The organism is Bradyrhizobium sp. CCBAU 11386, from assembly GCF_028128955.1.
Lineage (GTDB): Bacteria > Pseudomonadota > Alphaproteobacteria > Rhizobiales > Xanthobacteraceae > Bradyrhizobium.
Genome location: NZ_LBKA01000215.1, coordinates 19,450 through 44,308 on the forward strand (window position 1 = coordinate 19,450; position 24,859 = coordinate 44,308).

Here is a 24,859-nt window from a genome sequence, read left to right on the forward strand (position 1 = left end):
AGGACTGATCCGATGTCCGGCCCCAATGCCAGCCTGATGGTCCCCGGCCTGCGCCGGAACATGGTGACGATCTGCGCCATGACCGCGACCATCATGCAGGCGCTGGACACCACCATCGCCAACGTCGCCCTGCCTTACATGCAGGGCACGCTGTCGGCCTCGCAGGACCAGATCAACTGGGTCTTGACCTCCTACATCGTCGCCGCCGCGATCATGACGGCGCCGGTGGGCTGGATCGCCAACCGCTTCGGCCGCAAGCGCATCTTCATCATCTGCTCGGCCGGCTTCACCATGGCCTCGGTGCTGTGCGGCCTCGCGCAGGACATCAACCAGATGGTGCTGTTCCGCCTGCTGCAGGGCGTGTTCGGCGCGGCGCTGGTGCCGCTGTCGCAGTCGGTGATGCTCGACTATTACACGCTCCAGGAACGCGCCAAGGCGATGTCGATCTGGGGCATGGGCGTGATGATGGGCCCGATCATGGGTCCCTCGCTGGGGGCCTGGCTCACCGAGACCTATTCCTGGCACTGGGTGTTCTTCGTCAATCTGCCGTTCGGCGCCATCACCGTGCTCGGGCTGATCATCTTCATGGACGAGACCAGGAAGGATATCAGCCTCAAATTCGACTGGTTCGGCTTCGCCGCGCTGGCGGTCGCGATCGGCTCGCTTCAGCTCGCGCTCGACCGCGGCGAGCAATTGGGCTGGCTCGAATCCAACGAGATCGTCGCGGAGTTCATCGTCTCCGCCGTCGCCTTCTACTTCTTCGTCGCGCACTCCTTCACGACCTCGACGCCGTTCATCCGCTTCGCGCTGTTCAAGGATCGCAATTTCGTCACCGGCTGCATGTTCATGGTCGTGATGGGGCTCGTGCTGTTCTCGACCATGGCGCTGGCCTCGCCCTACATGCAGAACGTGATCGGCTACCCCATCATCACCGCCGGCCTGCTGCTGGCGAGCCGCGGCTTCGGCACCTTCTTCGCCATGATGCTGGTCGGCCGCATGATGCGTTATTTCGAGGCGCGCACCCTGATCATCTCAGGCCTGACGCTGACCGCGGGCTCGCTCTACCAGATGACCGGCTGGACCGACCTGACCCAGGTGCCGGAGATCGTGACGGTCAGCGTCATCCAGGGCTTTGGCTTCGGCCTCGTCTTCGTGCCGCTCTCGACCGTTGCGTTCCTGACGCTGTCGAACGATTTGCGCACCGACGGCACCGCGATGCTGACCCTGATGCGCAACGTCGCGAGTTCGGTCGGCATTTCCGTCGTCATCGCCCAGCTGACGCAGGGAACACGCCGGACCTATGCGATCCTCTCCGAGCACATCAACCCGTTCAACCACGCGCTCCAGATGCCCGACGTCAGCGGCCTCATCAATCTCTCCACCGATGCCGGCCGCGCCATGGCCGACAGGATGGTCAGCGTACAGGCGCAGATCATCGCCTTCGCGCACGACTATTTGCTGGTGATGGTCTTCATCCTCTGCACCATCCCGCTCGCTTTGTTGATCGGCTCGACCAAGGCCACGCTGCGCAAGCAGGCCGCGGGACCGGAACATGCGGTGATGGAGTAGCGCCTGAACCTCCGTTGTCGTCCCGGACAAGCGAGCGCTGATCCGGGACCCATAGCCACTGGCAGACGTGGTTACGGGGACTCGGAGTTACCACTTTCGCAGGACGACTCCGTTCCGGGAGTATGGATCCCGGATCGGCGCGCGCTTTGGGCGCGCTTGTCCGGGACGACACTGAATGGGTAGCGCGCGCTACCCCAACAATTCCTCGCAGCCCAGATCCTCGACCGCCATCATCACCCGCTCCAGATTGTTCCACCAGATCAGCGGCGGGATGTTGATGCTCCACTGCCAGACCGGCCTGGTGATGTGCCAGAGCACCGACCACCGGTAGTCGCGATCGAGCGCACCGCGCGTGTAGCCGGTGATGCCGCTCTCAATCAGCGTGTCGTGGTAGAGATTGAGCAGCGAGCGTTCGAGCGCCTGCCGGCGTTCCGGATACCAATGCATGGCCATCATATAGGCGAGGTCGTTGGTCGGAACGTTGATACTCCACAGATCTAAATCGAAGATGCGCACGGTGTCTGCCACGCCGGCGCGCGGCAGCATGAAATTCCAGATATGGGCGTCGCCATGGGTGATGCTGAGGTGCCGGCGTGAATGGTAGCGCTGGGACAGCCGGTCCGACTGATCGATGAGACGACGATAGAGGATGCGCCGCTCCTCGCTGAGGCGATCCCCGAGCAGATCGGCGAAGCGGTCATAATGGCCCGCAAACGTCTCCATGTGTTGCGCGCTGTCCTCGGTGCTCGCCCAGGTGCCGGCGGTGTCGCCAAGTCCGGGATGGTCCCACCACGCCGCGTGCCAGCGTGCGAGGGTCATACCGATCGCAACCGCCTGATCGCGCGATGGCGGCAGCGGCCAAGCCGTCGCGATTTCGTGGCTGTCAGTGAGGTCCTCGAGCAGAAGGTGCCAAGTGAGGCTGTCCTCGTCGAAATGTCCGTCGAAGCAGCGGGGCACGAGTCCCGGCGGCATTTTCGGTGCGAGCTGGGTGTAGAAGGCCACTTCGTGCCGGCCGCCATTTGCCAGCGTCTGCGCGAATGCGGAATTGGCAGTCTTCAGGATCAGCGATTGCGGGGCACCGGCGGACTCCCCAACATAGCGCAGGCCAAGGCGGATGATGTGTGACACGACGGTGTCGCGCTGATGCAGCACCTTCACCTCGCGGACCGCGCCAGCGTCCAGCACGCCGCCCCTGCGTAGCGCGGCCGTCAGTTGGGCGGGCTCAACGACCGCCGGCAGTTGTGGAGGTGTCATAACCACGATGCCCCTGCCCCGCGCCATCCTGCACGATCACAACCCCGGGCACCAGCGGGGGACCTGGCGCCTGGCTTCAGGCCGCAGCCGTCGAGTCGCGCACGGTCCGGACCACGACCGACCGCAGCTGTTCCAGATTGGACGCCATGCCGGCGATCGCCTGCCTGACCTCCGCGGCGCGCTCGTTCACGGAGGCGGCGTCGCGGCTGACATTGCCGATCTTGGCCGAGACCTCCTTCGCGGCGGACGCCGATTCGGAAATCGACCGCGCGATCTCCCGCGTCGCGGCGTCCTGCTGTTCCATCGCGACGGCAACCGAGGTCGCCACACCGTCGATCTCGACGATGTGGCCGCCCATCGTCTCGACGGCATCGACCGCGGCCTGCGTCGAGGCCTGGATCTCGGCAATCAGCCGCCCGATCTCCTCGGTAGACTTGGCGGTCTGGTCGGACAGGGATTTCACTTCGGCGGCGACCACCGCGAAGCCGCGGCCGGCCTCGCCGGCACGCGCCGCCTCGATCGTGGCGTTGAGCGCCAGCAGGTTGGTCTGGCCGGCGATGCCGCCGATGAGGTCGGAGACCTCGGCAATCTTCTTCACCGATCCCGCCAGCGCCTGAATGGTCGAACGCGCCTGCTCGCGGCCGGCAACGGCCGATCTGGTGACCGTGCTGGTCCGCGCGACCTGGCCCGCGATCTCGCGGATCGAGGCGCTCAGTTCTTCGGCCGCGGCTGAAACGGTCTGGGAACTGCCGAGTGCCTGGGTAGAGGCGGCGGCCACCGCCTGCGGCTCCGAGGACAGCGATCGCGCGATCTCGGACAGGCTGGAGACGGCCCGCTCGACGCCCTGGCTCGCCGCGCTTGCGGTGTCGACCGAGCGCCCGGTCTCGCGCTCAACGGTCTCGGCCATCTGGTGCAGGGCGCCGCGCTTGGCGAGCGCGGCCTCCTGCTCCTTCTGCAACTGCTCCTCGCGCAGCCGCGAATTCTCGACCGCGGCCTGCTTGAACACCAGAAGCGCGCCCGCCATCGAGCCGACTTCGTCCTGGCGGTGGGCAAACGGAATGTCGGCGGCGATATCGCCGGTCGCGAGCTTTTGCATCGTATCCGTCATGCGCACGATCGGGCGCACCACGCCGAGGGCAACGCCGAGCAGCCCGGCTGCAATGAAGGCCAGGACGGCGGCGGTCACGCCGAGGAGGATGTAGAGGATCGAGCTGTCGCGCTCCGCGGCCAGCTTCTCCATGTCGGCATTCTGCTTGTTGGCGCTCTCGACGATGCTGTCGATGACGGCGCGATGCGCGGTGTAGGCGTCCTTGAGCTGCGCGTAGGCGCGTTCGGCAGCGGCGGTGTCCTTGGCCTTGAGGGCCGGCAGGAGCTGGTCCGACAGCAGCTTCCAGAACTTCTGCACCTCGGCATCGGACTTCGACACCAGCGCCGTCTTCAGGTCGGCCGAGAGGCTGGAGGCGATCCAGAATGCCTTGCGCTCGTCGTAATCCTTGCGGAGCTGGACCAGGCGCTCGCCATGGGCCGCCAGCTGGTCCGGCTCGCGCATGGCGAGGGTCGCTTCGAGATAGGCCTCGATGACATATTCCGGGGGCGGCAGGATGTCCGCGATGAGGTCGTTGCCGAGCTTGATGTCGGAATAGAGTGGACCGCCGACCTTGAGCTCCTTCAAGGCGTAAAGGCTGGTGGAGACCACGGCCGTGAAACCGATGGCCAGGACGATGCCGAAAGCAATAATCGCGGAGGAAAGCGACACACGAATTTTCATGAAACAATCCGGGGCATGCGTCGAAACAGCAGCGACCCTAGACGAATACGGTAAATACGGGATTGCTTCGCGCCGAAATTGTATCGCGCGTGCTCCGCACAACTACGGGAATTGGGCATCAAATCATCGGTTTTTGAGTCAGCGAGGCTGACACACAACGTGAAAGAGAGTGATTTCAGGCCCGATACAACGCAGCGCCCGCCTTGATGCAGGGAATGAGAAACGCGCGCCGGCGGAGCAGGCCTCCCGGCGCGCGTTGCCTCACACGTCGAAGAACACCGTCTCGTCGTCGCCCTGCAAACGCAGGTCGAGGCGATAGACCGCCTTGCCGGCCTCGCGCGTCGCGATCAGCGTGGCGCGGCGCTCAGTGGGCACCAGCGCCAGCACGGGATCGGCGGCGTTGCCGGCCTCGTCACTGAAATAGATCCGGGTGTAGAGATGCCGCAGCATGCCGCGGCCGAACACCGCAAGGAGGATATGCGGCGCCTGCGGCTTGCCGTCGGGATCGGGCACCACGCCCGGCTTGACGGTGTCGAAGGCATAATTGCCGTCCTTGTCGGTGCCGCAGCGGGCGAAGCCGCGGAAGCTCGCATTCGGCAGCGCGCGCTTGTCCTGCGGGTCGGCGAAGCGCCCTTGGGCATCCGCCTGCCAGATCTCCAGCATGCAATCCGGCACGGCGACGCCGTCACCGTCGAACACGCGGCCCTCGATGCGGACACGATCGCCCGTGACGTCGGGCGTCAGCGTCGAATTGGTGAACGCGTCGTTCCACGCATAGTCACCGGTCGGCGTCAGCCCGTATTTGAAGAACGGACCGACCGTCTGCGATGGCGTGATCCCGTTGTCCTTCACGTTGTCCTGCACTTAATGGTTCTCCATTGGCGTGGCGTTCTTGCCGCGCAGCACGATGTTGAAGCGGTAGCACAGCGCCCATTCGGGCTGGGTATTCTCGAGATCGAACGACGAGACCATCCGCGCGCGCGCCTTCTCGTCCGGTACCGAATTGAAGATTGGATCGAACGGGAACAGCGGATCGGCCGGAAAGTACATCTGAGTCACCAGCCGCGTGACGAAGGCGTGACCGAACACCGAGAGATGGATGTGTGCGGGACGCCAGGCGTTGTGGTGATTGCCCCACGGATAGGCGCCGGGCTTGATGGTGACGAAGCGGTAGTAGCCGGAGGCATCGCTCTGGGTGCGGCCTGCCCCGGTGAAGTTCGGATCGAGCGGCGCCGGATGCTGGTCGCGGACATGGACGTAGCGGCCGCAGGAATTGGCCTGCCAGATCTCGACCAGCGAATTGGGCACGCCGCGGCCGTCCTCGTCGAGCACGTGGCCGTGCACGATGATGCGCTCGCCGAGCGGCTCGCCGGTGTGCTGGCGGGTGAGGTCGTTGTCGCCCTCGCGCACGGTTTCGTGGCCGTAGACCGGGCCGGTCAATTCCGACAGCGTGTGGCGCATCGGGATCAAGGGCTTGTTCGGCGCGCGCTTGATCGAGCTCTTGTAGTCGGGCGACAGCGGCAGCGGATGCGCCTTGTTGCTGTCGACGGGATAGATGAAGGTCATCGGCGAACTCCTCCCCGGCCATGTTCGGTCCGGCCGGTCAACGTTTCCGCCAATCATTATAGGATATAACTAATTGGGGGAAGCGGGTTTGGCGGGCTTCCTTCCCCCGGCAGAGCCGCCCTATTTGATCGGCGGACGCGGCAGCACGGCCTCGCCGGTCTCGAGCCGGTAGGTGTGGTCGAGCGAATACCAGGGGGTTGCAACGTCGCGCGCGGCCGGATGCGGGGAATCATGGCGCAGGAACTTGCCGATCAGCGCCTGCGTCACCCCGAACTGCACGTCGCTGTCGATATGGGGGTCGGCGGGGTCGTAGACCTGCGAGATCAGCACCTTGAATCCGGGCTTGAAGATCAGGGCGTGCAGATGCGCGGGGCGACAGGGGTGCCGGCTCTGCGCCTTCAGCAGGCGGCCGACCACACCATTGGTCGGAATGGGATAGCCCACCATCATCACCGAACGGAAGGCGAAGCGTCCCTCCTGGTCGGTCGTGAACTTGCCGCGCAGGTTCATGTCGGCCTGATCAGGGTCCTGGTTCTCGTAGAGACCGACCGGCGAGGCGTGCCAGACATCGACCTCCGCGCCGGCGACGGGACGATCGTCCTTGTCCACGACGCGGCCGCTGACGAACAGCGGCGCCCCCGGTGTCTCGGAGCGGACGATCGATCCGCCATTCTCGACCCGCGGCGAATTCAACCGCCAGAACGGTCCGAGCAGCGACTGGTCGGTTTCCGTATTGCCCTGATCGCCATTGTTGAGCAGGCACACCAGCGGCGAGACGCCGAGCGAGCCCGCCATCAGCACGACCTCGTTGTGCGTGTCGGTCGTCAGCTTGCCGAGCTCGGCCAGGATCGCGGTGGCGTCGCGGAATTCTGCCTCGGTCAACCGAACATCGCGAACGAAGCCGTGCAGGTGCTTGACCAAGGAGACCATGATCTGGCGAAGCCGCGGATCGGATGTCCGCTCCATCACCGCCAGTGCCGCGGCCGTGACGTCCTGCTCGCGCTCGATGATCATGGCGCCATCCTTCTCCCTGTCATTCCGGGGCAGCCCGCATGGCTGAACCCGGAATCTCGAGATCCCGGGTTCAGCCCTGTCGGGCTGCCCCGGGATGACGGGACGCTACGCGTCCCGTCAATTCAGCTTCTCGATCGCCACGGCAACGCCCTGACCGACGCCGACGCACATGGTGGCAAGCGCAAGCTTGCCGCCGCGCTTCTCCATGCCGTGCACGGCGGTGAGCGCCAGGCGCGCGCCGCTCATGCCGAGGGGATGGCCGAGCGCGATGGCCCCGCCATGCGGATTGACGAAATCGGCATCGTCGGCAACGCCGAGCTGGCGCATGCAGGCGATGCCCTGGGAGGCGAAGGCCTCATTGAGCTCGATCAGGTCGAAATCGCTGATCTTCTTGCCGAGCCGCTCCATCAGCTTGCGCGTTGCCGGCACGGGACCAATGCCCATGATGCGCGGCGGCACGCCGGCCGAGGCGAGGCCGAGGATGCGCGCGCGGGGCGTGAGACCATGCTTCTTCACCGCGGCTTCCGAGGCGAGGATCATCGCGGCGGCGCCGTCATTGACGCCGGAGGCGTTGCCGGCGGTCACCGTGCCGGGATTGCGCACGATCGGCTTCAGCTTGGCGAGACCTTCCAGCGTGGTTTCGGGACGCGGATGCTCGTCCTTGTCCACCGTGATCGGACCGGCCTTGCCGCCGGGAATGGTGATCGGGGTGATTTCTTCGGCGAAATAACCGGCTGCAATCGCCGCACCCGCGCGCTGCTGCGAGCGGATGGCGAAGGCGTCCTGGTCGGCACGCGAGACCTGGAATTCCTCGGCGACGTTCTCGCCGGTCTCAGGCATCGCATCGACGCCGTACTGCGCCTTCAGCAGCGGATTGATGAAACGCCAGCCGATGGTGGTGTCGAAGATCTCGGCCGAGCGGGAGAAAGCTTCCTGCGCCTTGCCCATCACGAAGGGCGCCCGCGTCATGGATTCAACGCCGCCGGCAATCGCAAGCTCGATCTCGCCGGAGCGGATGGCGCGGCCGGCCGCGCCGACCGCATCGAGGCCGGAGGCGCAGAGCCGGTTCAGGGTCTGGCCGGGAACCGAGTCCGGGAGACCCGCGAGCAGCAGCGCCATGCGCGCAACGTTGCGGTTGTCCTCGCCGGCCTGGTTGGCACAGCCGAAGAAGACCTCGTCCACCTGCGCCCAATCGAGATTGGGGTGCTTGGCCATCAGCGCCTTGATCGGCGCGGCGGCCAGATCGTCGGCGCGCACCTTGGCGAGCGAGCCGCCGAAACGGCCGATCGGGGTCCGCACGGCATCGCAGATAAAGACGTCACGCATCGTTGTTCTCCCTGAATGCCGCGATCCGGCCCAAATTCTTCAATGTCGGCGGAGTTTTAGGAGGGCGCCCGCGGCAGGTCAATTGACTGATACGCGCGTGTTCCGAGGGGCGTGCAGGCCTGCCACGCATGCCGCGGTGCGGACAGCGTGGAAAACCCGCCCTCCCCGGCCAAAGCGATAGGAGCACGGGACGAAATTTTGTAGGTTGCGCCGCCCATGACGATGCAACAGCCCATTCCCGCGCCAGACCCGGAACCCACGCCCGCGCAGCAGGCGGAAGCCGCCGCGCGCGTCACGCCGATGATGGAACAGTATCTGGAGATCAAGGCGGCGCATCAGGGCCTGCTGCTGTTCTACCGGATGGGCGATTTCTACGAATTGTTCTTCGAGGACGCCGAGATCGCCTCCAGGACGCTCGGCATCGTGCTGACCAAGCGCGGCAAGCACCAGGGCGCGGATATCCCGATGTGCGGCGTTCCGGTCGAGCGCTCTGAGGATTATCTCCACCGCCTGATCTCGGCCGGCCACCGGGTCGCAGTCTGCGAGCAGACCGAGGATCCCGCCGCCGCGAAAGCGCGCGGCAACAAGAGCGTGGTGCGCCGCGGCGTGGTGCGGCTGGTGACGCCGGGCACGCTGACCGAGGACACGCTGCTCGATGCGCGCGCCAACAATTACCTGCTGGCGATCGCGCGCGCCCGCTCGTCTTCCGGAGGTGATCGCTTCGGGCTCGCCTGGATCGACATCTCGACCGCCGAATTCATGCTGACGGAATGTTCGGGCGGCGAACTCGCCGCGACGCTGGCGCGCATCAATCCGAACGAGGCGATCGTCACCGACGCGCTCTTCAACGACAACGAGCTCGGACAGACCCTGCGCGAATTGCCGGCGGTAACGCCTCTGACCCGCGACGTCTTCGACGGCGCCACCGCCGAGAAGCGGCTGTGCGACTACTTTGCCGTCGCGACCATGGACGGGCTGGCACAGCTGACCCGGCTCGAAGCGACGGCTGCGGCTGCCGCCGTCACCTATGTCGACCGCACCCAGGTCGGCAAGCACCCGCCGCTGCCGCCGCCCGCGCGCGAAGCCTCGGGCGCAACCATGGCGATCGATCCCGCCACGCGCGCCAATCTCGAGCTGACGCGGACGCTCGCCGGCGAGCGCCGCGGCTCGCTGCTGGATGCGATCGACTGCACCGTGACCTCGGCGGGCTCGCGCCTGCTGGCGCAGCGTCTGGCGGCGCCGCTGACGGATGCGCCGGCGATCGCGCGGCGGCTCGATGCGGTCGGCGCCTTCGTTGCCGATTCCGCCGCGCGCGAAGACATCCGCAGCATCCTGCGCGGCGCGCCCGACATGTCGCGGGCGCTGGCCCGTCTCTCGGTCGGCCGCGGCGGACCGCGCGACCTCGCCGGCCTGCGCGATGGCATCATCGCCGCCGACCAGGTGCTGGCGCGGCTCGGCGAACTCGACCAGCCGCCACAGGAGATCGCGGCGGTGATGACGGCCTTGAAGCGACCATCGCGCGAGCTCGCGGCCGAGTTTGCGACGGCGCTCGGCGAGCAACTGCCGTTGATCAAGCGCGACGGCGGCTTCGTCCGCCAGGGTTACGAGCCTGCCCTCGACGAAGCACGAAACCTGCGCGACGCCTCGCGCCTCGTGGTGGCCTCGATGCAGGCGCGCTACGCCGACGACACCGGCGTGAAGGGCCTCAAGATCCGCCACAACAACGTGCTCGGCTATTTCGTCGAGGTGACCGCGCAGCACGGCGACAAGCTGATGTCGGCGCCGCTGAACGCGACCTTCATCCATCGCCAGACGCTGGCGGGCCAGGTGCGCTTCACCACCTCCGAGCTCGGCGAGATCGAGGCCAAGATCGCCAATGCCGGCGACCGCGCGCTCGGGCTCGAGCTCGAGATTTTCGAGCGGCTCTGCGCCAAGGCGCTCGCTATCAGCGACGATCTGCGCGCCGCGGCGCAAGGTTTCGCGCTGCTCGACGTCGCAACGTCGCTGGCAAAGCTCGCCGTCGACGAGAACTATGTGCGCCCCGAGGTGGATTCGTCGCTCGGGTTCGCCATCGAGGCTGGCCGCCATCCCGTTGTGGAGCAGGCGCTCAAGCGCAACGGCGAGCCGTTCATCGCCAATGCCTGCGACCTGTCGCCGGGACCTGCGCAAAAGTCCGGCCAGCTCTGGCTGCTCACCGGTCCCAACATGGCCGGCAAGTCGACCTTCCTGCGCCAGAATGCGCTGATCGCCCTGCTCGCGCAGATCGGCAGCTTCGTGCCGGCCACACGCGCCCGCATCGGCATCATCGACCGCCTGTTCTCGCGCGTCGGCGCCGCCGACGATCTCGCCCGCGGCCGCTCCACCTTCATGGTGGAGATGGTCGAGACCGCGGCGATCCTCAACCAGGCCGGCGAGCGCGCGCTCGTGATCCTCGACGAGATCGGCCGTGGTACCGCGACCTTCGACGGCCTCTCGATCGCCTGGGCCGCGATCGAGCATCTGCACGAGAGCAACCGCTGCCGCACGCTGTTCGCGACGCATTATCACGAGCTGACCGCGCTCTCGGCCAAGCTGCCGCGGATGTTCAACGCCACCGTGCGGGTGAAGGAGTGGCAGGGCAACGTCGTATTCCTGCACGAGGTGCTGCCGGGCTCGGCCGACCGCTCCTACGGCATCCAGGTGGCGAAACTCGCCGGCCTGCCGCCCGCGGTGATCACACGCGCCAAATCCGTGCTGGCGAAGCTCGAGGCGCAGGATCGTGGCCAGACCGCGCGGGCCCTTGCCGACGATCTGCCGTTGTTCGCCGTGCCCTCACGCGCCGCCGCTGAAGCCGCGCCGCCGAGCGAGGCGGAGCTGCTGATGGACGCGGTGAAGGCGCTGCACCCCGACGAGATGTCCCCGCGCGAGGCGCTCGATGCGCTCTATGCGTTGAAGGCCAAGCTGCCGAAGCAGTGAATAGTGCGTAGGGTGGGCAAAGCGTAGCGTGCCCACCGTGCAACGACAAATTTGCGGATGAATGGTGGGCACGGCGCGCGAAGTGCGCGCCTTTGCCCACCCTACGAAGCCCGCCCCGCCAGCCGCTTTCGCCGCCCGTTCCACCACAGCGTCAGATTCCAAACGATGCAGGTCGTGAGCCCAAGGCTGAGGCCGATTGCGGAGCCGAAATTGGCGACGCCGGCATGCATGACGGCGATCGCCATGCCGAATCCGAGCAGGCCCCAGGCGGAGTTGGCGAGCACGGCGGCGGTCGGCGGACCGCCGATGCGCGGATGCAGGATCAGCATGATGCTGGAGAACACCACCGGATACAGCGCGATGATGCCGCTGATGCGGGGGCCGACCCAGCCCGACGTCGAAACCACGATGGCGACGAGGGTCGCGACCAGCGCAGCACGCACGGGGACGTCGTACCAGCGCCGCGTCACCAGCGGCATCTTCGCGTGGCGATAGCCTGCGAGCAGCGGAATGCAGATGCCGAACGCGATCAGATTGGCGGCAAGCCCGGCGGTGAGCGACCAGTCGAACTGGCGGATGATCGAGGCCAGCGCGATCCACACCGCGACGGCGCTGCCGCAACTCACCACGAGATTGTGCCGCTGCGACAGCACGACATAGGTGAGGCACATGAAGATGGTCGCCGCGTTCACCGGCAGGCTCGCCAGCGCGCCCTGCGCGATGAAGCCGGCGTCATGATCGATTGCGAGAAAGACGTAGGACGGACCGGCCGAAACCGGCAGGGTGGCGATCAGTGCGCCGATCACCGGCCCCGATCGTTCGGTGATGATCGAGGCCGTCACGACGAACGCCGCCGCGATCGCCATGCGCAGGAGCAGGAAGAGGATGAAGTGGAGCTCGGGGGACATTTAACGCGGGAGATTATTGTTGAGGTAAATTATCCGCGGGTTCGTTCACCTCTCCCATAGGGAGAGGTCGATTTGCGCAGCAAATCGGGTGAGGGCTTCAGGTCCCACGAGATGGCGCAACCCCTCACCCGCGCCTTCGGCGCGACCTCTCCCTATGGGAGAGGTGGGCAGCTCACATCCGCTGCATCGACACCGACACCTTCGGGCCGTTCTTGATGGTCTGGTAGACCACGCAATAGCGCTCGGTGAGCTTGAGCAGCAGATCGAGCTTGTCCTGCGGCGCGGGCGTGTCGACCTCGAAGCGCAGGCGGATCTCGGCGAAGCCGACCGGCGTCTCCTTGTCGACGCCGAGCGTGCCGCGGAAATCGAGATCGCCCTCGGCATAAACGTTGCCGGTCTTGAGCGGCACCTCGATCGCGGTCGCAACCGATTTCAGTGTGACGCCGGCGCAAGCAACCAGCGCCTCAAGCAGCATGTCGCCGGAGCAGAGTTCGAGGCCGGAGCCGCCGGTGGCCGGATGCAGGCCGGCAAGCGCGATGGCGCGGCCGGTCTCGACCTTGCAGGCGATGCCGTCGCTGTCGGTCGAGCCCTTCGCCTTCAACGTGATCAGCGCGGTCTTGGGATCGGTCTTGTAGCGTTCCTTGATCGGAGCCTGCATCTGGCGCAGTTGAGCAGCGTCCATCTTCGTTCTCTCCCGGAAAAATCGCTCCCCGATGTACCGGCTTGGGGAGAGATTGTCACCACCACATGGCCTGGCCGGGACCCTGGGTTGCGTCACGGTCGGGCACACTGCGGTCGAGCGAACGGTCGAGTGACGTCAGCACACTTCGCTTGAAGTTCTCGAACAATTGCGAATTGCGGTCGCGCGGCCGGCCGAGGTTGATCTCGATCTGGTCGAACAAGCGCCCCGGCCGCGGCCGCATCACCAGCACGCGGTCGGCCAGCACCACGGCCTCGTCGACGTCATGTGTGACGAGGATCAAGGTCGGGCGCGTGTCGGCCCAGAGATCGAGCAGATGATCCTGGAGATCCCTGCGGGTGAAAGCGTCGAGCGCGGAGAACGGCTCGTCGAGCAGCAGCACCTCGGGCTGCGGCACCAGCGCCCGCGCGATCGCGACGCGCTGCGCCTGCCCGCCGGAGAGCTCGCGCGGCCAGGCCTGCGCCTTGTCGGCGAGCCCGACGCGCTCGAGCGCGCGCGCCACCTTCTGGCGCCGCTCGGCCGCGGGAAGATCGGCAAGGCCGAAACCGATATTGTCGGCGACGCTGAGCCAGGTCAAAAGCCGCGGCTCCTGGAAGATGATGCCGATCTTGGCGTGCGGCGAACTGATCGCCTCGTCGTCGAGCGTCACCGTGCCTGAGCTGGCGCGGTCGAGGCCGGCGATGGCGCGCAGCAGCGTGGACTTGCCGCAGCCGGAGCCGCCAATGATGGCGACGATCTCGCCCTGCCTGATCTCGGCGGAAAAGCGCGCCAGCGCCTGGACGCCGTTGGGATAGGTCTTGCCGACCCGGTCGAGCGCCAGCATCGAGTTATGCTCCCCTGCCGCGCCCGAAGGCGTCCTGCCAGCGCAGGAAGGGCGCGGACCCGACCTCGATCAGCCAGTCCGTGAGCTTGCCGAGCATGGCGAAGATCACGATCGCGGCGAGGATCTGCGCCGGCTTGCCGAGCTGCTGGCCGTCGAGCAGGAGATAGCCGAGGCCTTCGGAGGCGCCGATCAATTCGGCCGCCACCACGAACATCCAGCCGAGCCCGAGGCCGACGCGCAAGGAGACGACATAGGCCGGCAGCACCGCAGGCAGCAGGATGCGGCGGATCATCGCCGGTCCGGACAGGCGGAAGGTGCGGCCGACCACGACGATCTTGCGATCGACCGAGAGGATCGCGCCCATGACGCCGCGATAGACCGGGAAGAACACCCCGACCGCGATCAGCGCGATCTTCGAGGTCTCGAAGATGCCGAGCCAGAGGATGAACAGCGGCACCCAGGCCAGCGAGGGAATCGCGCGCAGCGCCTGCACGGTCGGATCGAGCAGCCGCCGCGCCAGCGACCAATAGCCGGAGATCGCCCCGAGCAGCGTGCCCGCGACGACGCCGAACGCGAAGCCGAGGCCGACGCGCCACAGCGTCGCGGCGATGTGGCGGACCAGTTCGCCGGAGCGGGCGAGATCAGCGATGGTGACAAAGACGCGCGAGGGCGGTGGCACCAGCCGGCCGTTGGACCAGCCAGACCACACCACGAACTCCCAGCCGAGCGCGAACGCGAGCGGCAACAGCAGCCCCAGCACCGGCCGCGCGTAACGCGCAACGCGCGAGGGAACAGCGGCGCTCTCGGCCGCATCAGAGGATTGTTGCAAGGCAGGCGCGTCGGAGATCATGGCCGGTAGGAAGCGCGTCTTGTCGGGGAATGCAACACTACTATTGCTGCGTTCTCCGCCGTCGTCCCGGACAAGCGAGCGAAGCGGAGCGCAGATCCGGGACCCATAGCCACAAGAAGACGTGGTTACGAGGACTCGGAGTGACCGCCTTCACACAACAACCACGCCCTGTGGTTATGGGTCCCGGGTCTGCGCTTACGCTTGCCCGGGACGACGGTGGAGTTTACTGCCGCAGCGAGCATCTATCCACCTGCGTAGCTCGGATGGAGCGAAGCGCAATCCGGGCTACAAGAGCGAGATCAATTCGTCGGCAGCGGGACCTGGTCGTCGATCAGCGCATCCAACGTCGCCTTCACGTCGACCTTGGCGTCGACGACTCCCGCCTGCTGCAACGCCAGGCCCGCGGCGAGGATCGACTCGCGCTGGGGCGCGCCGATGCGGCTATGCGTCAGCTCGGTGCGTTCCTTGAGCTGCTTGTCGACGACGGCCTCGGGAAGCTTGGTCACGGCGATGAAGATCTTCTTCAGATCGTCATAGTTCGCCAGCGAATATTTGCGCGCCTCTTCGTAAGTTGCGAGGACGCGGCGGGCGATGTCCGGATAGTCCTTCAGGAACTGCTCGCGCACATTGAGGATGCCGCAGGTGTTGGCGTCGGCCTTGCGGTAGAACAGCTTGGCGCCCTCCTCCACCTCGGTCTGTGCCATCATCGGATCGAGCCCGGCCCAGGCATCGACATCGCCGCGGATCAGCGCGGTCTTGCCGTCGGCGTGCTGGAGCAGCACCGGCGTGATGTCCTTCTCGGTGAGGCCGGCACCAAGCAGCGCGCGCACCAGGAAGATGTGCGGATCGGTGCCGCGCGTCACCGCGACACGCTTGCCCTTGAGATCAGCGACGCTTGCGATCCTGGACTCCTTGCCCGTCACCAGCGCGGTCCATTCGGGACGCGAATAGACGTAGATCGACTTGATCGGGTTGCCGTTGATCTTCGCCACCAGCGCCGCCGAGCCCGCGGTCGAGCCGAAATCGATCGAGCCGGCATTGAGGAATTCCAGCGCCTTGTTGGAGCCGGCCGACTGCACCCAGGTGATGGTGATGACGTCCTTGGCGAACTCCTTCTCCAGGAGCCCCTTCTGCTTCAGCACCAGCGACACCGGGTTGTAGGTAGCCCAGTCGATGCGGATTTCCTTGAGCGGATCGGCCGCCCGCGCGGCGGGGGTCATGGCGAGCGCCATTGCTCCCGCCAACAGAATGCGTCGTGTCACCTTGGTCATACCCGGCCTCCTCAAAAACTTCATTGTTTTTCAATGAGTTATATCTAGAGGTCAACGAGAAAATCCCACCCTTGAAAGCGGGTCGCCCGAGAACAAGTTTGCCCGGTGCCGGGCTTTTCAAGCATGGAACGACTATTGCCAGCGAATGGCGGGTGACAGCGCCTGTCACCTCTTATATCCGGTGAGGCATGGACAGCGTCGCGACAGAGCACAAGCAAGCGGTGGACGATCGCTTCGACACCGCGCGGATCACCGCCGCGGTCGATGCGCTTGCCGAAAAGCACCACGGACGCGAGGACGCGTTCCGCACGGCCATGGCGCAATTGCTCAAGGCCGAGCTGATCGCGGCGCGCGCCGCCGCACAGGCGATCCTGCTCAAGGACCGCCACGGCCGTCGCTGCGCCGAGCGGCTGTGCCATGTGCAGGACGAGATCATCCGCATCCTGTATTCGGCGGCGACCCGCCATCTCTACCGCTCGCCGATCCCGAGCGGCGCCGAGCGCATGGCGGTGGTGGCGACCGGCGGCTATGGCCGCGGCCTGATGGCGCCGGAATCCGACATCGATCTGCTCTTCATCCTGCCCTACAAGCAGACGGCCTGGGGCGAGCAGGTCGCCGAGGCGATCCTCTATTGCCTCTGGGACATGGGGCTGAAGGTCGGACACGCCACGCGCTCGGTCGACGAATCGATCCGGCAGGCGCGCGGCGACATGACGATCCGCACCGCGATCCTGGAGACGCGCTTCCTGACCGGCGACCAGCCGCTCTATGACGAGCTGGTCGAACGCTTCGACAAGGAAGTGGTGCAGGGCACCGCGTCCGAATTCGTCACCGCAAAGCTCGCCGAGCGCGAGGAGCGGCACCGCCGCGGCGGCCAGTCGCGCTACCTGGTCGAACCCAACGTCAAGGACGGCAAGGGCGCCTTGCGCGACCTGCACACGCTGTTCTGGATCGCCAAATACGTCTATCGCGTCCGCGACACCGACGAGCTGGTCGAGCGCGGCGTGTTCGACGCGCAGGAATATCGCACGTTCCGCCGCTGCGCCGATTTCCTCTGGTCGGTGCGCTGCAATCTGCACTTCTACAGCGGCCGTGCCGAGGAGCGCCTCTCCTTCGACCTCCAGCGCGAGATCGCGATCCGGCTCGGCTACACCTCGCATCCCGGCATGCAGGACGTCGAGCGGTTCATGAAGCACTACTTCCTGGTCGCCAAGGAAGTCGGCAACCTCACCGCCATTCTCTGCGCCAAGCTCGAGGACCAGCAGGCCAAGCCCGCGCCGGTCTTGAGCCGGATGATGGCGCGGCTGCGCCCGACCCCGGTCAAGCGACGCGTCCCCGACAGCGACGACTTCATCGTCGACAACAACCGCATCAACGTCGCCGCGCCCGACGTCTTCAAGCACGATCCGGTCAACCTGATCCGCATCTTCCGCCTGGCGCAGAAGAACAACCTCGCCTTCCATCCCGACGCGATGCGCGACGTGACGCGCTCGCTCGGCCTGATCAACGCCCAGCTTCGCGAGAACCCCGAAGCCAACCGGCTGTTCATGGAGATCCTGACCTCCGACAACGCGGAGATCGTGCTGCGGCGCATGAACGAGACCGGCGTGCTCGGCCATTTCATCCGCGCCTTCGGCAAGATCGTCTCGATGATGCAGTTCAACATGTATCATCACTACACCGTCGACGAGCATTTGATCCGCTGCATCGGCTTCCTCCAGGACATCGAGCGCGGCGGCATCGAGGAGTTCGCGCTGGCGAGCGACCTGATGCGCAAGACCCGGCCCGAGCACCGCTCCGTGATCTACATCGCCACGCTGCTGCACGACGTCGCCAAGGGCCGGCCGGAGGATCACTCGATCGCCGGCGCCAAGGTCGCGCGGCGGCTGTGCCCGCGGCTCGGCTTCAGCGCGGCCGACACCGAGCTCGTGGCCTGGCTGATCGAGGAGCATCTGACCATGTCCACGGTCGCGCAGTCGCGCGACCTGTCGGACCGCAAGACCATCGAGAATTTCGCTGCCGTGGTGCAGTCGGTCGAGCAGATGAAGCTGCTGACGATCCTCACCACCGCCGACATCCGCGGCGTCGGTCCCGGCGTGTGGAATGGCTGGAAGGCGCAGCTGTTGCGCTCGCTTTATTATGAAACCGAGCCGGTGCTGACCGGCGGCTTTTCGGAGGTCGATCGGGGAAAACGCCTCGTGGCCGCACATGCCGAATTCCGCATGGCCTTCGCCGAATGGCCGGCGGACGAGCTCGATGCCTATATCGCCCGGCACTATCCGGCCTACTGGCTCAAGGTCGAGCTGCCGCGCAAGATCCGCCACGCCCGCTTCGTCCGTTCCAGCGAGCAGGCCGGCCACAAGCTCGCGATCAATGTCGGCTTCGACGAGGTGCGCGGCGTCACCGAGCTGACCATCTTCGCCGCCGACCATCCCTGGCTGCTGTCGATCATCGCAGGCGCCTGCGCCTCCGCCGGCGCCAACATCGTCGACGCCCAGATCTACACCACGACCGACGGCCGCGCGCTCGACACGATCTCGATCTCCCGGGAATACGACCGCGACGAGGACGAGGGACGGCGCGCCACCCGGATCGGCGAGATGATCGAGGACGTGCTCGAAGGCAAGCTGCGCCTGCCCGAAGTGGTGGCGCGGCGTACCGTGCGCAGCAAGGCGCGGCCTTTCGTGATCGAGCCGGAAGTGACCATCAACAACCAGTGGTCCGACCGCTACACCGTGATCGAGGTGTCCGGCCTCGACCGGCCCGGCCTGCTCTACGAGCTCACCACCGCGATCTCGAAGCTCAATCTCAACATCGCCTCCGCCCACGTCGCGACCTTCGGCGAGCGCGCGCGCGACGTGTTCTACGTCACCGACCTGCTCGGCGCGCAGATCAACGCGCCGACCCGCCAGTCCGCGATCAAGAGCGCGCTGACCCATGTGATGGCCGGCGACAAGGCGGTTCAGCCGGCAGCGTGACGGCGGTCGCGCGCACCTCTCTCCCCCTCGTCATTCCGGGGCGCCGCGCAGCGGCGAGCCCGGAATCCATCGAGCCACTGGTGACGCGGATAAATGGATTCCGGGTTCGCGCTACGCGCGCCCCGGAATGACGGGGAGAGAGACCTAGACCTCCACCCCCTCATGCCGCAGCAGCCAGCGCTTGCGTTCCAGCCCGCCGCCGTATTTCACCAGCGAGCCGTTGGCGCCGATCAGGCGATGACAGGGCAGCACGACGCCAATCGGGTTGGAGCCGTTGGCATGGCCGACGGCGCGAATGGCTTTGGGCATGTCGATCCTTGCGGCGAGTGCGCCGTAACTCATCGTGGTGCCGGCGGGGATCCTGGCAAGCGCGGTCCAGACCTTTTGCTGGAACGGTGTGCCGGCGATGCGCCATGCGATGCCTGAAAGCCTTCCGAGATCGCCGGCGAAGTAATCCGACAGCGCGGCCTTCATCGCTGCCGGCGCGGACCGCTCGCTCAGATCCGCCGCGCCGTAATGCAGGCGCAGCAGCTCGCGCATGCGGTGCTCGTAGTCGTCCCAGTCGAGCGCGCGCAGGGCGCCCTCGGCATCGGTGACGAGCAGAGCGGTTCCGATCGGCGTCGCCAGACGATCGAGGCCGAAGCGTTCCGGCAGGTTGGTTGATCGAGCGGCCATTGCGACTCCATCACTTCAAAACATGGGATCGCACTTGCCATGCCGGACGTGCTACCGTCCACCCGAAAGCTGACGCTGGGGAGCTCAACTTGATCCTGATCGCCAATGTCCTGGTGGCGCTGGTCGCCGCACTGCACGCCTACTTCCTGATCCTGGAGATGTTTCTCTGGGACAAGCCGCAGGGGTTGAAGGTCTTCCGCAATACGCCGGAGAAGGCCGCGATCACCAAGGTGATGGCCGCCAATCAGGGCCTCTATAACGGCTTCCTCGCCGCCGGCCTGATCTGGGGCTTGCTTCACGGCAACCCGGCCTTCGCATTCCAGATCAAGGCGTTCTTCCTGCTCTGCGTGATCGTGGCCGGCGCTTACGGTGCGGCGACCGTCAGCACGCGCATCCTGATCGTGCAGGCGCTGCCGGCGGCAATCGCACTGGCGGCATTGTTCCTGGCCTAGGACTGCTGGTTAAGATCCTTGGCCTGAGACGCTACGGCGCAGCGCCGCGATCCTTGCGCGGCGGCGAACGTTCCTCCACACTCTTCGGCAGCGATGGCGACCGTTGCGATCAACGGAAAAGGACCATCGGCCGAAAATTCCGTCAGGAGGAACAACCCAACATGAACAATCGCAGAGCCTTCATCGCTGCCACGGCGGCGCTCGCCTTCGCGTTCTCCGCCAGCCAAGCCCTCGCACAGAAGAAATACGACACCGGCGCGAGCGACAGCGAGATCAAGATCGGCCAGACCGTGCCGTTCTCCGGCGCCTACTCCGTCTATGCCAATATCGGCAAGACCCAGGCCGCCTACATCAAGATGATCAACGATCAGGGCGGTATCAACGGCCGCAAGATCAATCTGATCCAGTACGACGACGCCTATTCGCCGCCGAAGACCGTCGAGCAGGTGCGCAAGCTGGTCGAAGGCGACGAGGTGCTCTTCACCTTCCAGCTCATCGGCACCGCAGCCAACGCCGCCGTGCAGAAATATCTCAACGGCAAGAAGGTGCCGCAGCTGCTGGCCTCGACCGGCGCGGCGCGTTTCAACGATCCGCAGAACTATCCCTGGACCATCGCCTACAATCCGAATTACGTGTCCGAGGGGCGCATCTACGCCAAGTACATTCTCGCCAATCACCCCAACGCCAAGATCGGCGTGCTCTACCAGAACGACGACATGGGCCGCGACTATCTCGCGGGCCTCAAGAGCGGCCTCGGCGACAAGGCCGCCGGCATGATCGTCGGCGAAGTGTCCTACGAGGTCACCGACCCGACGGTGGACTCGCAGGTGGTCAAGCTGAAGTCGATGGGCGCGGACCTGTTCTATGACGCCTCCACGCCAAAGTTCGCGGCACAGGCGATCAAGAAGCTTGCCGACCTCGGCTGGAGCCCGGTGCACATCCTCGACATCAATGCGAGCCCGGTGTCGGCGACGCTGAAGCCGGCCGGCCTCGACATCTCCAAGGGCATCATCTCGACCAATTACGGCAAGGACCCCGGCGATCCCCAGTGGAAGGACGATCCGGGCGTGAAGGCCTTCTTCGCTTTCATGGACAAGTACTTCCCCGAAGGCGACAAGCTCAACACCGTCAACACCTACGCCTATTCGGTCGCCGAGCTGCTGGTGCAGGTCTTGAAGCAATGCGGCGACGACCTGACGCGCGAGAACGTGATGAAGCAGGTCGCCGGCATCAAGGGCTACACGCCGAGCCTGGCGCTGCCCGGCATCAAGATCAACACCGGGCCGAACGACTACCGCGTCAACAAGCAGATGCAGATGATGAAGTTCACCGGCGAGCGCTGGGAGCTGTTCGGACCGATCATCGAGGACAACGGTCCGTCGGGCTAGCGGTTGCTTGAATTTCTGGAATGCGATCGGCGGCCTGAGGGCCGCCGATTTTTTGAGCCGCACTGCGCGAATTGATCGCGAGCCCAATCCATCACCGTCACCCCCGCGCAACGGCGGAGCCGTTGTCGCTGGAGGTGGCCGCCTCTTCAGCGGCCCTCGAAGGGCGACGGCCCGGCTGGTGGTCGCGCAGAAGCATCGGGGCCGTGCATCCTTCGAGGCTCGACCCACGATGCATTCGCACCGTAGGTCTGGCACCTCAGGATGACCGGGAGAGAGACTGCCGCCTTGTGCGACGTCTACTTCGGTATCTCCCCAAAGTTCTTCCCCACCGGCAGCACGGCGTGCCGGATCAGCCGCGAATCCTCCACCGCGGCCTGACGGTGCTTCACCGCTTCGCGGTAGACGGGATCGCGGATCATCTCGACGAAGGCGGCGACGCTCGGGTATTCGGCGATGAAGCAATGGTCCCAGCGCTCTTCCTGCGGGCCGATCAGCATCAGCTCGAACCTGCCCTGCCAGACGATGCGGCCGCCGAGGCGTTCGAACACCGGGCCGCTCTCGCGGCCATAGGCCGCATAGGCCTCCGCGCCGCTCGCCTTGCGGCCGTCCGGATAGGCGGCGTCCTTGCGCAAGCGCACCAGATTGAGCATGTGGATCGGGCCCGGGCGGTCGTTGTCCCGGAATTGCGCAAAAATCTCCTTGGTCGGATCGATGTGGCCCATAGGTACTCCCTCGTGTGTTCCCTCTTGTTCTGTGGCGCCGATCCTAGCTTCGCCGTCCGATGAGCGGAACTGCGGCGGGCGAATGCCGCACCTCCTAATCGCGCGTTAACGTCCGGGTAACCGGGCCTTAAACAGCGACCGCTAGCGTGCGGCGGGGCGGGCTGACCGGGCATTTTGCGTATGGCGTGGGGAAAGAAAAAGGGTGGGCGGAAGGAGCCGTTGTTCGGCTTGCCCGCGGCGCTCGCCGACCTGCGCCTGACCGCGGCCGACCGCGTCCCGGGTGGCGAGGACAAGCCGAAGAAGTCGGCGAAATCATCCGCCAAGCGCAAAGCTGAGGATTCCGGCGACGAGCCGCCGCGCGAGCGGAAGGCATCGGCCGGCCGCAGCGGCGCCAAGCGCCGGTCGAAGTCGCGCATCGGCGCCAGCATTGGCCGCCTGGTCTATTGGGGCGCGGTGCTGGGCTTGTGGGGCGCCATCGCCGTGATCGGCGTCGTGGTCTGGGTCGGCGCCCATCTGCCGCCGATCCAGTCGCTGGAGATTCCCAAGCGTCCGCCGACGATCCAGATCGTCGGCATGGACGGCAGCATGCTGGCGCAACGCGGCGAGATGGCCGGCGCCAATGTCGCGCTGAACGATCTGCCGCCATACCTGCCCAAGGCCTTCATCGCCATCGAGGACCGCCGCTTCTATTCGCATTTCGGCATCGATCCCGTCGGCATCCTGCGCGCCCTCGTCACCAACGTGCTCCATCGCGGCGTGTCGCAGGGCGGCTCGACGCTGACGCAGCAGCTCGCGAAAAACCTGTTCCTGACCCAGGAGCGCACCATGCAGCGCAAGCTGCAGGAGGCGGAGCTCGCGATCTGGCTGGAGCGCAAGCATTCCAAGAACGAGATCCTGGAGCTCTATCTCAACCGCGTCTATTTCGGCTCGGGCGCCTACGGCGTCGAGGCCGCCGCGCAGCGCTATTTCGGCAAGTCGGCGAAGAACGTGACCATCGCAGAAGCCGCGATGCTGGCCGGCCTCGTCAAATCGCCCTCGCGGCTTGCGCCGAACCGCAACCCGGAAGGCGCGGAAGCGCGCGCGCAGATCGTGCTCACGGCGATGGCGGATGCAAAATTCATCACCGAAGCGCAGGCGCAGGCCTCGATCGGCCATCCCTCCTACAACGTGAAGCCGGTCGGTGCCGGCACGGTCAATTACGTCGCCGACTGGATCGGCGAGGTGCTGGACGACCTCGTCGGCCAGATCGACGAGAGCATCAAGGTCGAAACCACGATCGACCCGAAGCTGCAGAGCGTGGCGGAAGCCGCCATCATCGACGAGCTCGCGGCCAAGAGCGTGAAGTACAATGTCAGCCAGGGCGCGCTGGTGGCGATGACGCCCGACGGCGCCGTGCGCGCCTTGGTCGGCGGGCGGAACTATTCCGACAGCCAGTACAACCGCGCGGTCACCGCCAAGCGCCAGCCGGGCTCCTCGTTCAAGCCGTTCGTGTACCTGACCGCGCTCGAGCAGGGCCTGACGCCGGACACCGTGCGCCAGGACGCGCCGATCGAGGTCAAGGGCTGGAAACCCGAAAACTACACCCATGAATATTTCGGCGCGGTGACGCTGACCCAGGCGCTGGCGATGTCGCTCAACACGGTAGCGATCCGCCTCGGCCTCGAGGTCGGGCCGAAGAACGTGGTGCGCACCGCGCACCGGCTCGGCATCTCCTCCAAGCTCGAGCCGAACGCCTCGATCGCGCTCGGCACCTCCGAGGTCTCGGTCGTGGAGCTGGTCGGCGCCTATGCGTCGTTCGCCAATGGCGGCTTCGCGGTGGCGCCGCATGTCGTCACGCGGATCAAGACGCTCGGCGGCAAGCTGCTCTACATGCGCCAGGCGGACGAGCGCAACCAGGTGATCGACCCGCGCTATGCCGGCATGATGAACACGATGATGCGGGAGACGCTGATATCAGGCACCGCCAAGAAGGCGGAGATCCCCGGCTGGCCGGCAGCCGGCAAGACCGGCACCAGCCAGGATTACCGCGATGCCTGGTTCATCGGCTACACCGCCAACCTCGTCACCGGCGTCTGGCTCGGCAATGACGACAACTCGCCGACCAAGAAGGCCACCGGCGGCGGCCTGCCGGTGGAAGTGTGGTCGCGCTTCATGCGCACCGCGCACGAGGGCGTGCCGGTGGCGAACTTGCCGAACTCGCAGGCGAGCTGGGGCCTCTCGAACCTCGCGCAGGCGGCCTCGCAGGTGTCGCCGCCGACAGCGGCCGCGCCCGGACCGGCATCGGCGAACAATGCCGGCTATCGCCCGCCCCCCACGCGCGCCAATGCGCGGCCGGAAGCCGCCGCAGGACTCGACGGCTGGCTGATGGACCGGCTGTTTGGCGGGAACCGATAGGTTCGTCGTGAGGTCTCCATGACCTCAAAACAAAAACTGCGAAAACAACCCCATGCACAGTAGCCGGTGATTGCCGGTGCGATGCGCGGTGGATTGTGCGAAGCGCTTGATGCGACGGGGCAAATCGAGCGAGCCGCGCAATCGTCGCGAAGTGTGGCGAGAATCGAGCGAGACGGGCTGAAGCTGCCTCATTCTCAACTGTCATTCCCCGCGAAGCGAAGAGTGGGTGAACTCTCGCCTTCCCCT

19 protein-coding genes are annotated in these 24,859 nt (G+C 66.0%); 6 read left to right on the plus strand and 13 right to left on the minus strand.

The features are described from left to right. Positions 1 to 12 precede the first annotated feature (12 nt). Entirely contained in the window at positions 13 to 1,569 is a 1,557-nt protein-coding gene (locus tag XI09_RS17670; RefSeq protein ID WP_271567959.1) for an MDR family MFS transporter, read from the plus strand. 189 nt (positions 1,570 to 1,758) lie between these two features. On the opposite strand, the gene XI09_RS17675 is transcribed toward XI09_RS17670, so the two are convergent. The 6 genes from XI09_RS17675 to pcaF form a co-directional block, all read right to left on the minus strand. Further along, on the minus strand, positions 1,759 to 2,850 hold the full coding sequence (locus XI09_RS17675; RefSeq protein WP_271567960.1) for a phosphotransferase: 1,092 nt from the start codon (positions 2,848 to 2,850) through the stop codon (positions 1,759 to 1,761). A 49-nt stretch (positions 2,851 to 2,899) separates the two neighbouring features. Further along, entirely contained in the window at positions 2,900 to 4,591 is a 1,692-nt protein-coding gene (locus XI09_RS17680; RefSeq protein WP_271567961.1) for a methyl-accepting chemotaxis protein, read from the minus strand. Positions 4,592 to 4,852: 261 nt separating this feature from the next. Further along, positions 4,853 to 5,455: a protocatechuate 3,4-dioxygenase subunit alpha gene (gene pcaG / locus XI09_RS17685; protein ID WP_271567962.1), complete on the minus strand. Its 603-nt coding sequence runs from the start codon at positions 5,453 to 5,455 to the stop codon at positions 4,853 to 4,855. Then, the gene (gene pcaH, locus XI09_RS17690) at positions 5,456 to 6,157 is read right to left on the minus strand and encodes a protocatechuate 3,4-dioxygenase subunit beta (RefSeq protein ID WP_271567963.1); all 702 of its coding nucleotides are present in this window, start codon (positions 6,155 to 6,157) and stop codon (positions 5,456 to 5,458) included. A 120-nt stretch (positions 6,158 to 6,277) separates the two neighbouring features. Then, on the minus strand, positions 6,278 to 7,171 hold the full coding sequence (locus XI09_RS17695) for a dioxygenase family protein (protein WP_271567964.1): 894 nt from the start codon (positions 7,169 to 7,171) through the stop codon (positions 6,278 to 6,280). Between the two features lie 117 nt (positions 7,172 to 7,288). Continuing rightward, positions 7,289 to 8,497, minus strand: a complete 1,209-nt coding sequence (pcaF, locus tag XI09_RS17700; RefSeq protein WP_027542154.1) for a 3-oxoadipyl-CoA thiolase — start codon at positions 8,495 to 8,497, stop codon at positions 7,289 to 7,291. A gap of 216 nt (positions 8,498 to 8,713) precedes the next feature. On the opposite strand from pcaF, the gene mutS reads away from it, so the two are divergent. After that, positions 8,714 to 11,452 (plus strand): DNA mismatch repair protein MutS, encoded by a 2,739-nt coding sequence (gene mutS, locus XI09_RS17705; protein WP_271567965.1) that lies wholly within the window; start codon positions 8,714 to 8,716, stop codon positions 11,450 to 11,452. 101 nt (positions 11,453 to 11,553) lie between these two features. Here mutS and XI09_RS17710 read toward each other — a convergent pair whose 3' ends face one another. The 5 genes from XI09_RS17710 to XI09_RS17730 all read right to left on the minus strand — a co-directional run bounded on the left by XI09_RS17710 (position 11,554) and on the right by XI09_RS17730 (position 16,004). Beyond that, entirely contained in the window at positions 11,554 to 12,360 is an 807-nt protein-coding gene (locus XI09_RS17710) for a hypothetical protein (protein ID WP_271567966.1), read from the minus strand. Positions 12,361 to 12,532: 172 nt separating this feature from the next. After that, positions 12,533 to 13,042 (minus strand): OsmC family protein, encoded by a 510-nt coding sequence (locus XI09_RS17715; RefSeq protein ID WP_027542149.1) that lies wholly within the window; start codon positions 13,040 to 13,042, stop codon positions 12,533 to 12,535. A gap of 55 nt (positions 13,043 to 13,097) precedes the next feature. Next, positions 13,098 to 13,883, minus strand: coding sequence for an ABC transporter ATP-binding protein (locus XI09_RS17720; protein WP_271567967.1), 786 nt, complete (start codon positions 13,881 to 13,883; stop codon positions 13,098 to 13,100). 4 nt (positions 13,884 to 13,887) lie between these two features. Further along, positions 13,888 to 14,733, minus strand: coding sequence for an ABC transporter permease (locus XI09_RS17725; RefSeq protein WP_271567968.1), 846 nt, complete (start codon positions 14,731 to 14,733; stop codon positions 13,888 to 13,890). Positions 14,734 to 15,032: 299 nt separating this feature from the next. Then, complete coding sequence (locus XI09_RS17730; protein WP_271567969.1) at positions 15,033 to 16,004, minus strand: aliphatic sulfonate ABC transporter substrate-binding protein; 972 nt, start codon at positions 16,002 to 16,004, stop codon at positions 15,033 to 15,035. 188 nt (positions 16,005 to 16,192) lie between these two features. On the opposite strand from XI09_RS17730, the gene XI09_RS17735 reads away from it, so the two are divergent. After that, positions 16,193 to 18,982 carry a [protein-PII] uridylyltransferase gene (locus XI09_RS17735; protein WP_271567970.1) on the plus strand — a complete coding sequence of 930 codons (2,790 nt, stop codon included), beginning with the start codon at positions 16,193 to 16,195 and terminating at the stop codon, positions 18,980 to 18,982. Positions 18,983 to 19,126: 144 nt separating this feature from the next. On the opposite strand, the gene XI09_RS17740 is transcribed toward XI09_RS17735, so the two are convergent. After that, positions 19,127 to 19,657 (minus strand): methylated-DNA--[protein]-cysteine S-methyltransferase, encoded by a 531-nt coding sequence (locus tag XI09_RS17740; protein WP_271567971.1) that lies wholly within the window; start codon positions 19,655 to 19,657, stop codon positions 19,127 to 19,129. 95 nt (positions 19,658 to 19,752) lie between these two features. Between XI09_RS17740 and XI09_RS17745 the strand changes: the two genes are divergently transcribed. Both XI09_RS17745 and XI09_RS17750 read left to right on the plus strand, forming a co-directional pair. Next, positions 19,753 to 20,109: a DUF1304 domain-containing protein gene (locus XI09_RS17745; RefSeq protein ID WP_271567974.1), complete on the plus strand. Its 357-nt coding sequence runs from the start codon at positions 19,753 to 19,755 to the stop codon at positions 20,107 to 20,109. Positions 20,110 to 20,270: 161 nt separating this feature from the next. Then, positions 20,271 to 21,497 (plus strand): ABC transporter substrate-binding protein, encoded by a 1,227-nt coding sequence (locus XI09_RS17750; protein WP_271567972.1) that lies wholly within the window; start codon positions 20,271 to 20,273, stop codon positions 21,495 to 21,497. 296 nt (positions 21,498 to 21,793) lie between these two features. Here the strand turns inward: XI09_RS17750 and XI09_RS17755 are convergent, their stop codons facing one another. Then, positions 21,794 to 22,219: a DUF1330 domain-containing protein gene (locus tag XI09_RS17755; RefSeq protein WP_135175061.1), complete on the minus strand. Its 426-nt coding sequence runs from the start codon at positions 22,217 to 22,219 to the stop codon at positions 21,794 to 21,796. 180 nt (positions 22,220 to 22,399) lie between these two features. On the opposite strand from XI09_RS17755, the gene XI09_RS17760 reads away from it, so the two are divergent. After that, entirely contained in the window at positions 22,400 to 24,613 is a 2,214-nt protein-coding gene (locus XI09_RS17760) for a transglycosylase domain-containing protein (protein ID WP_271567973.1), read from the plus strand. Positions 24,614 to 24,859: the final 246 nt, after the last annotated feature.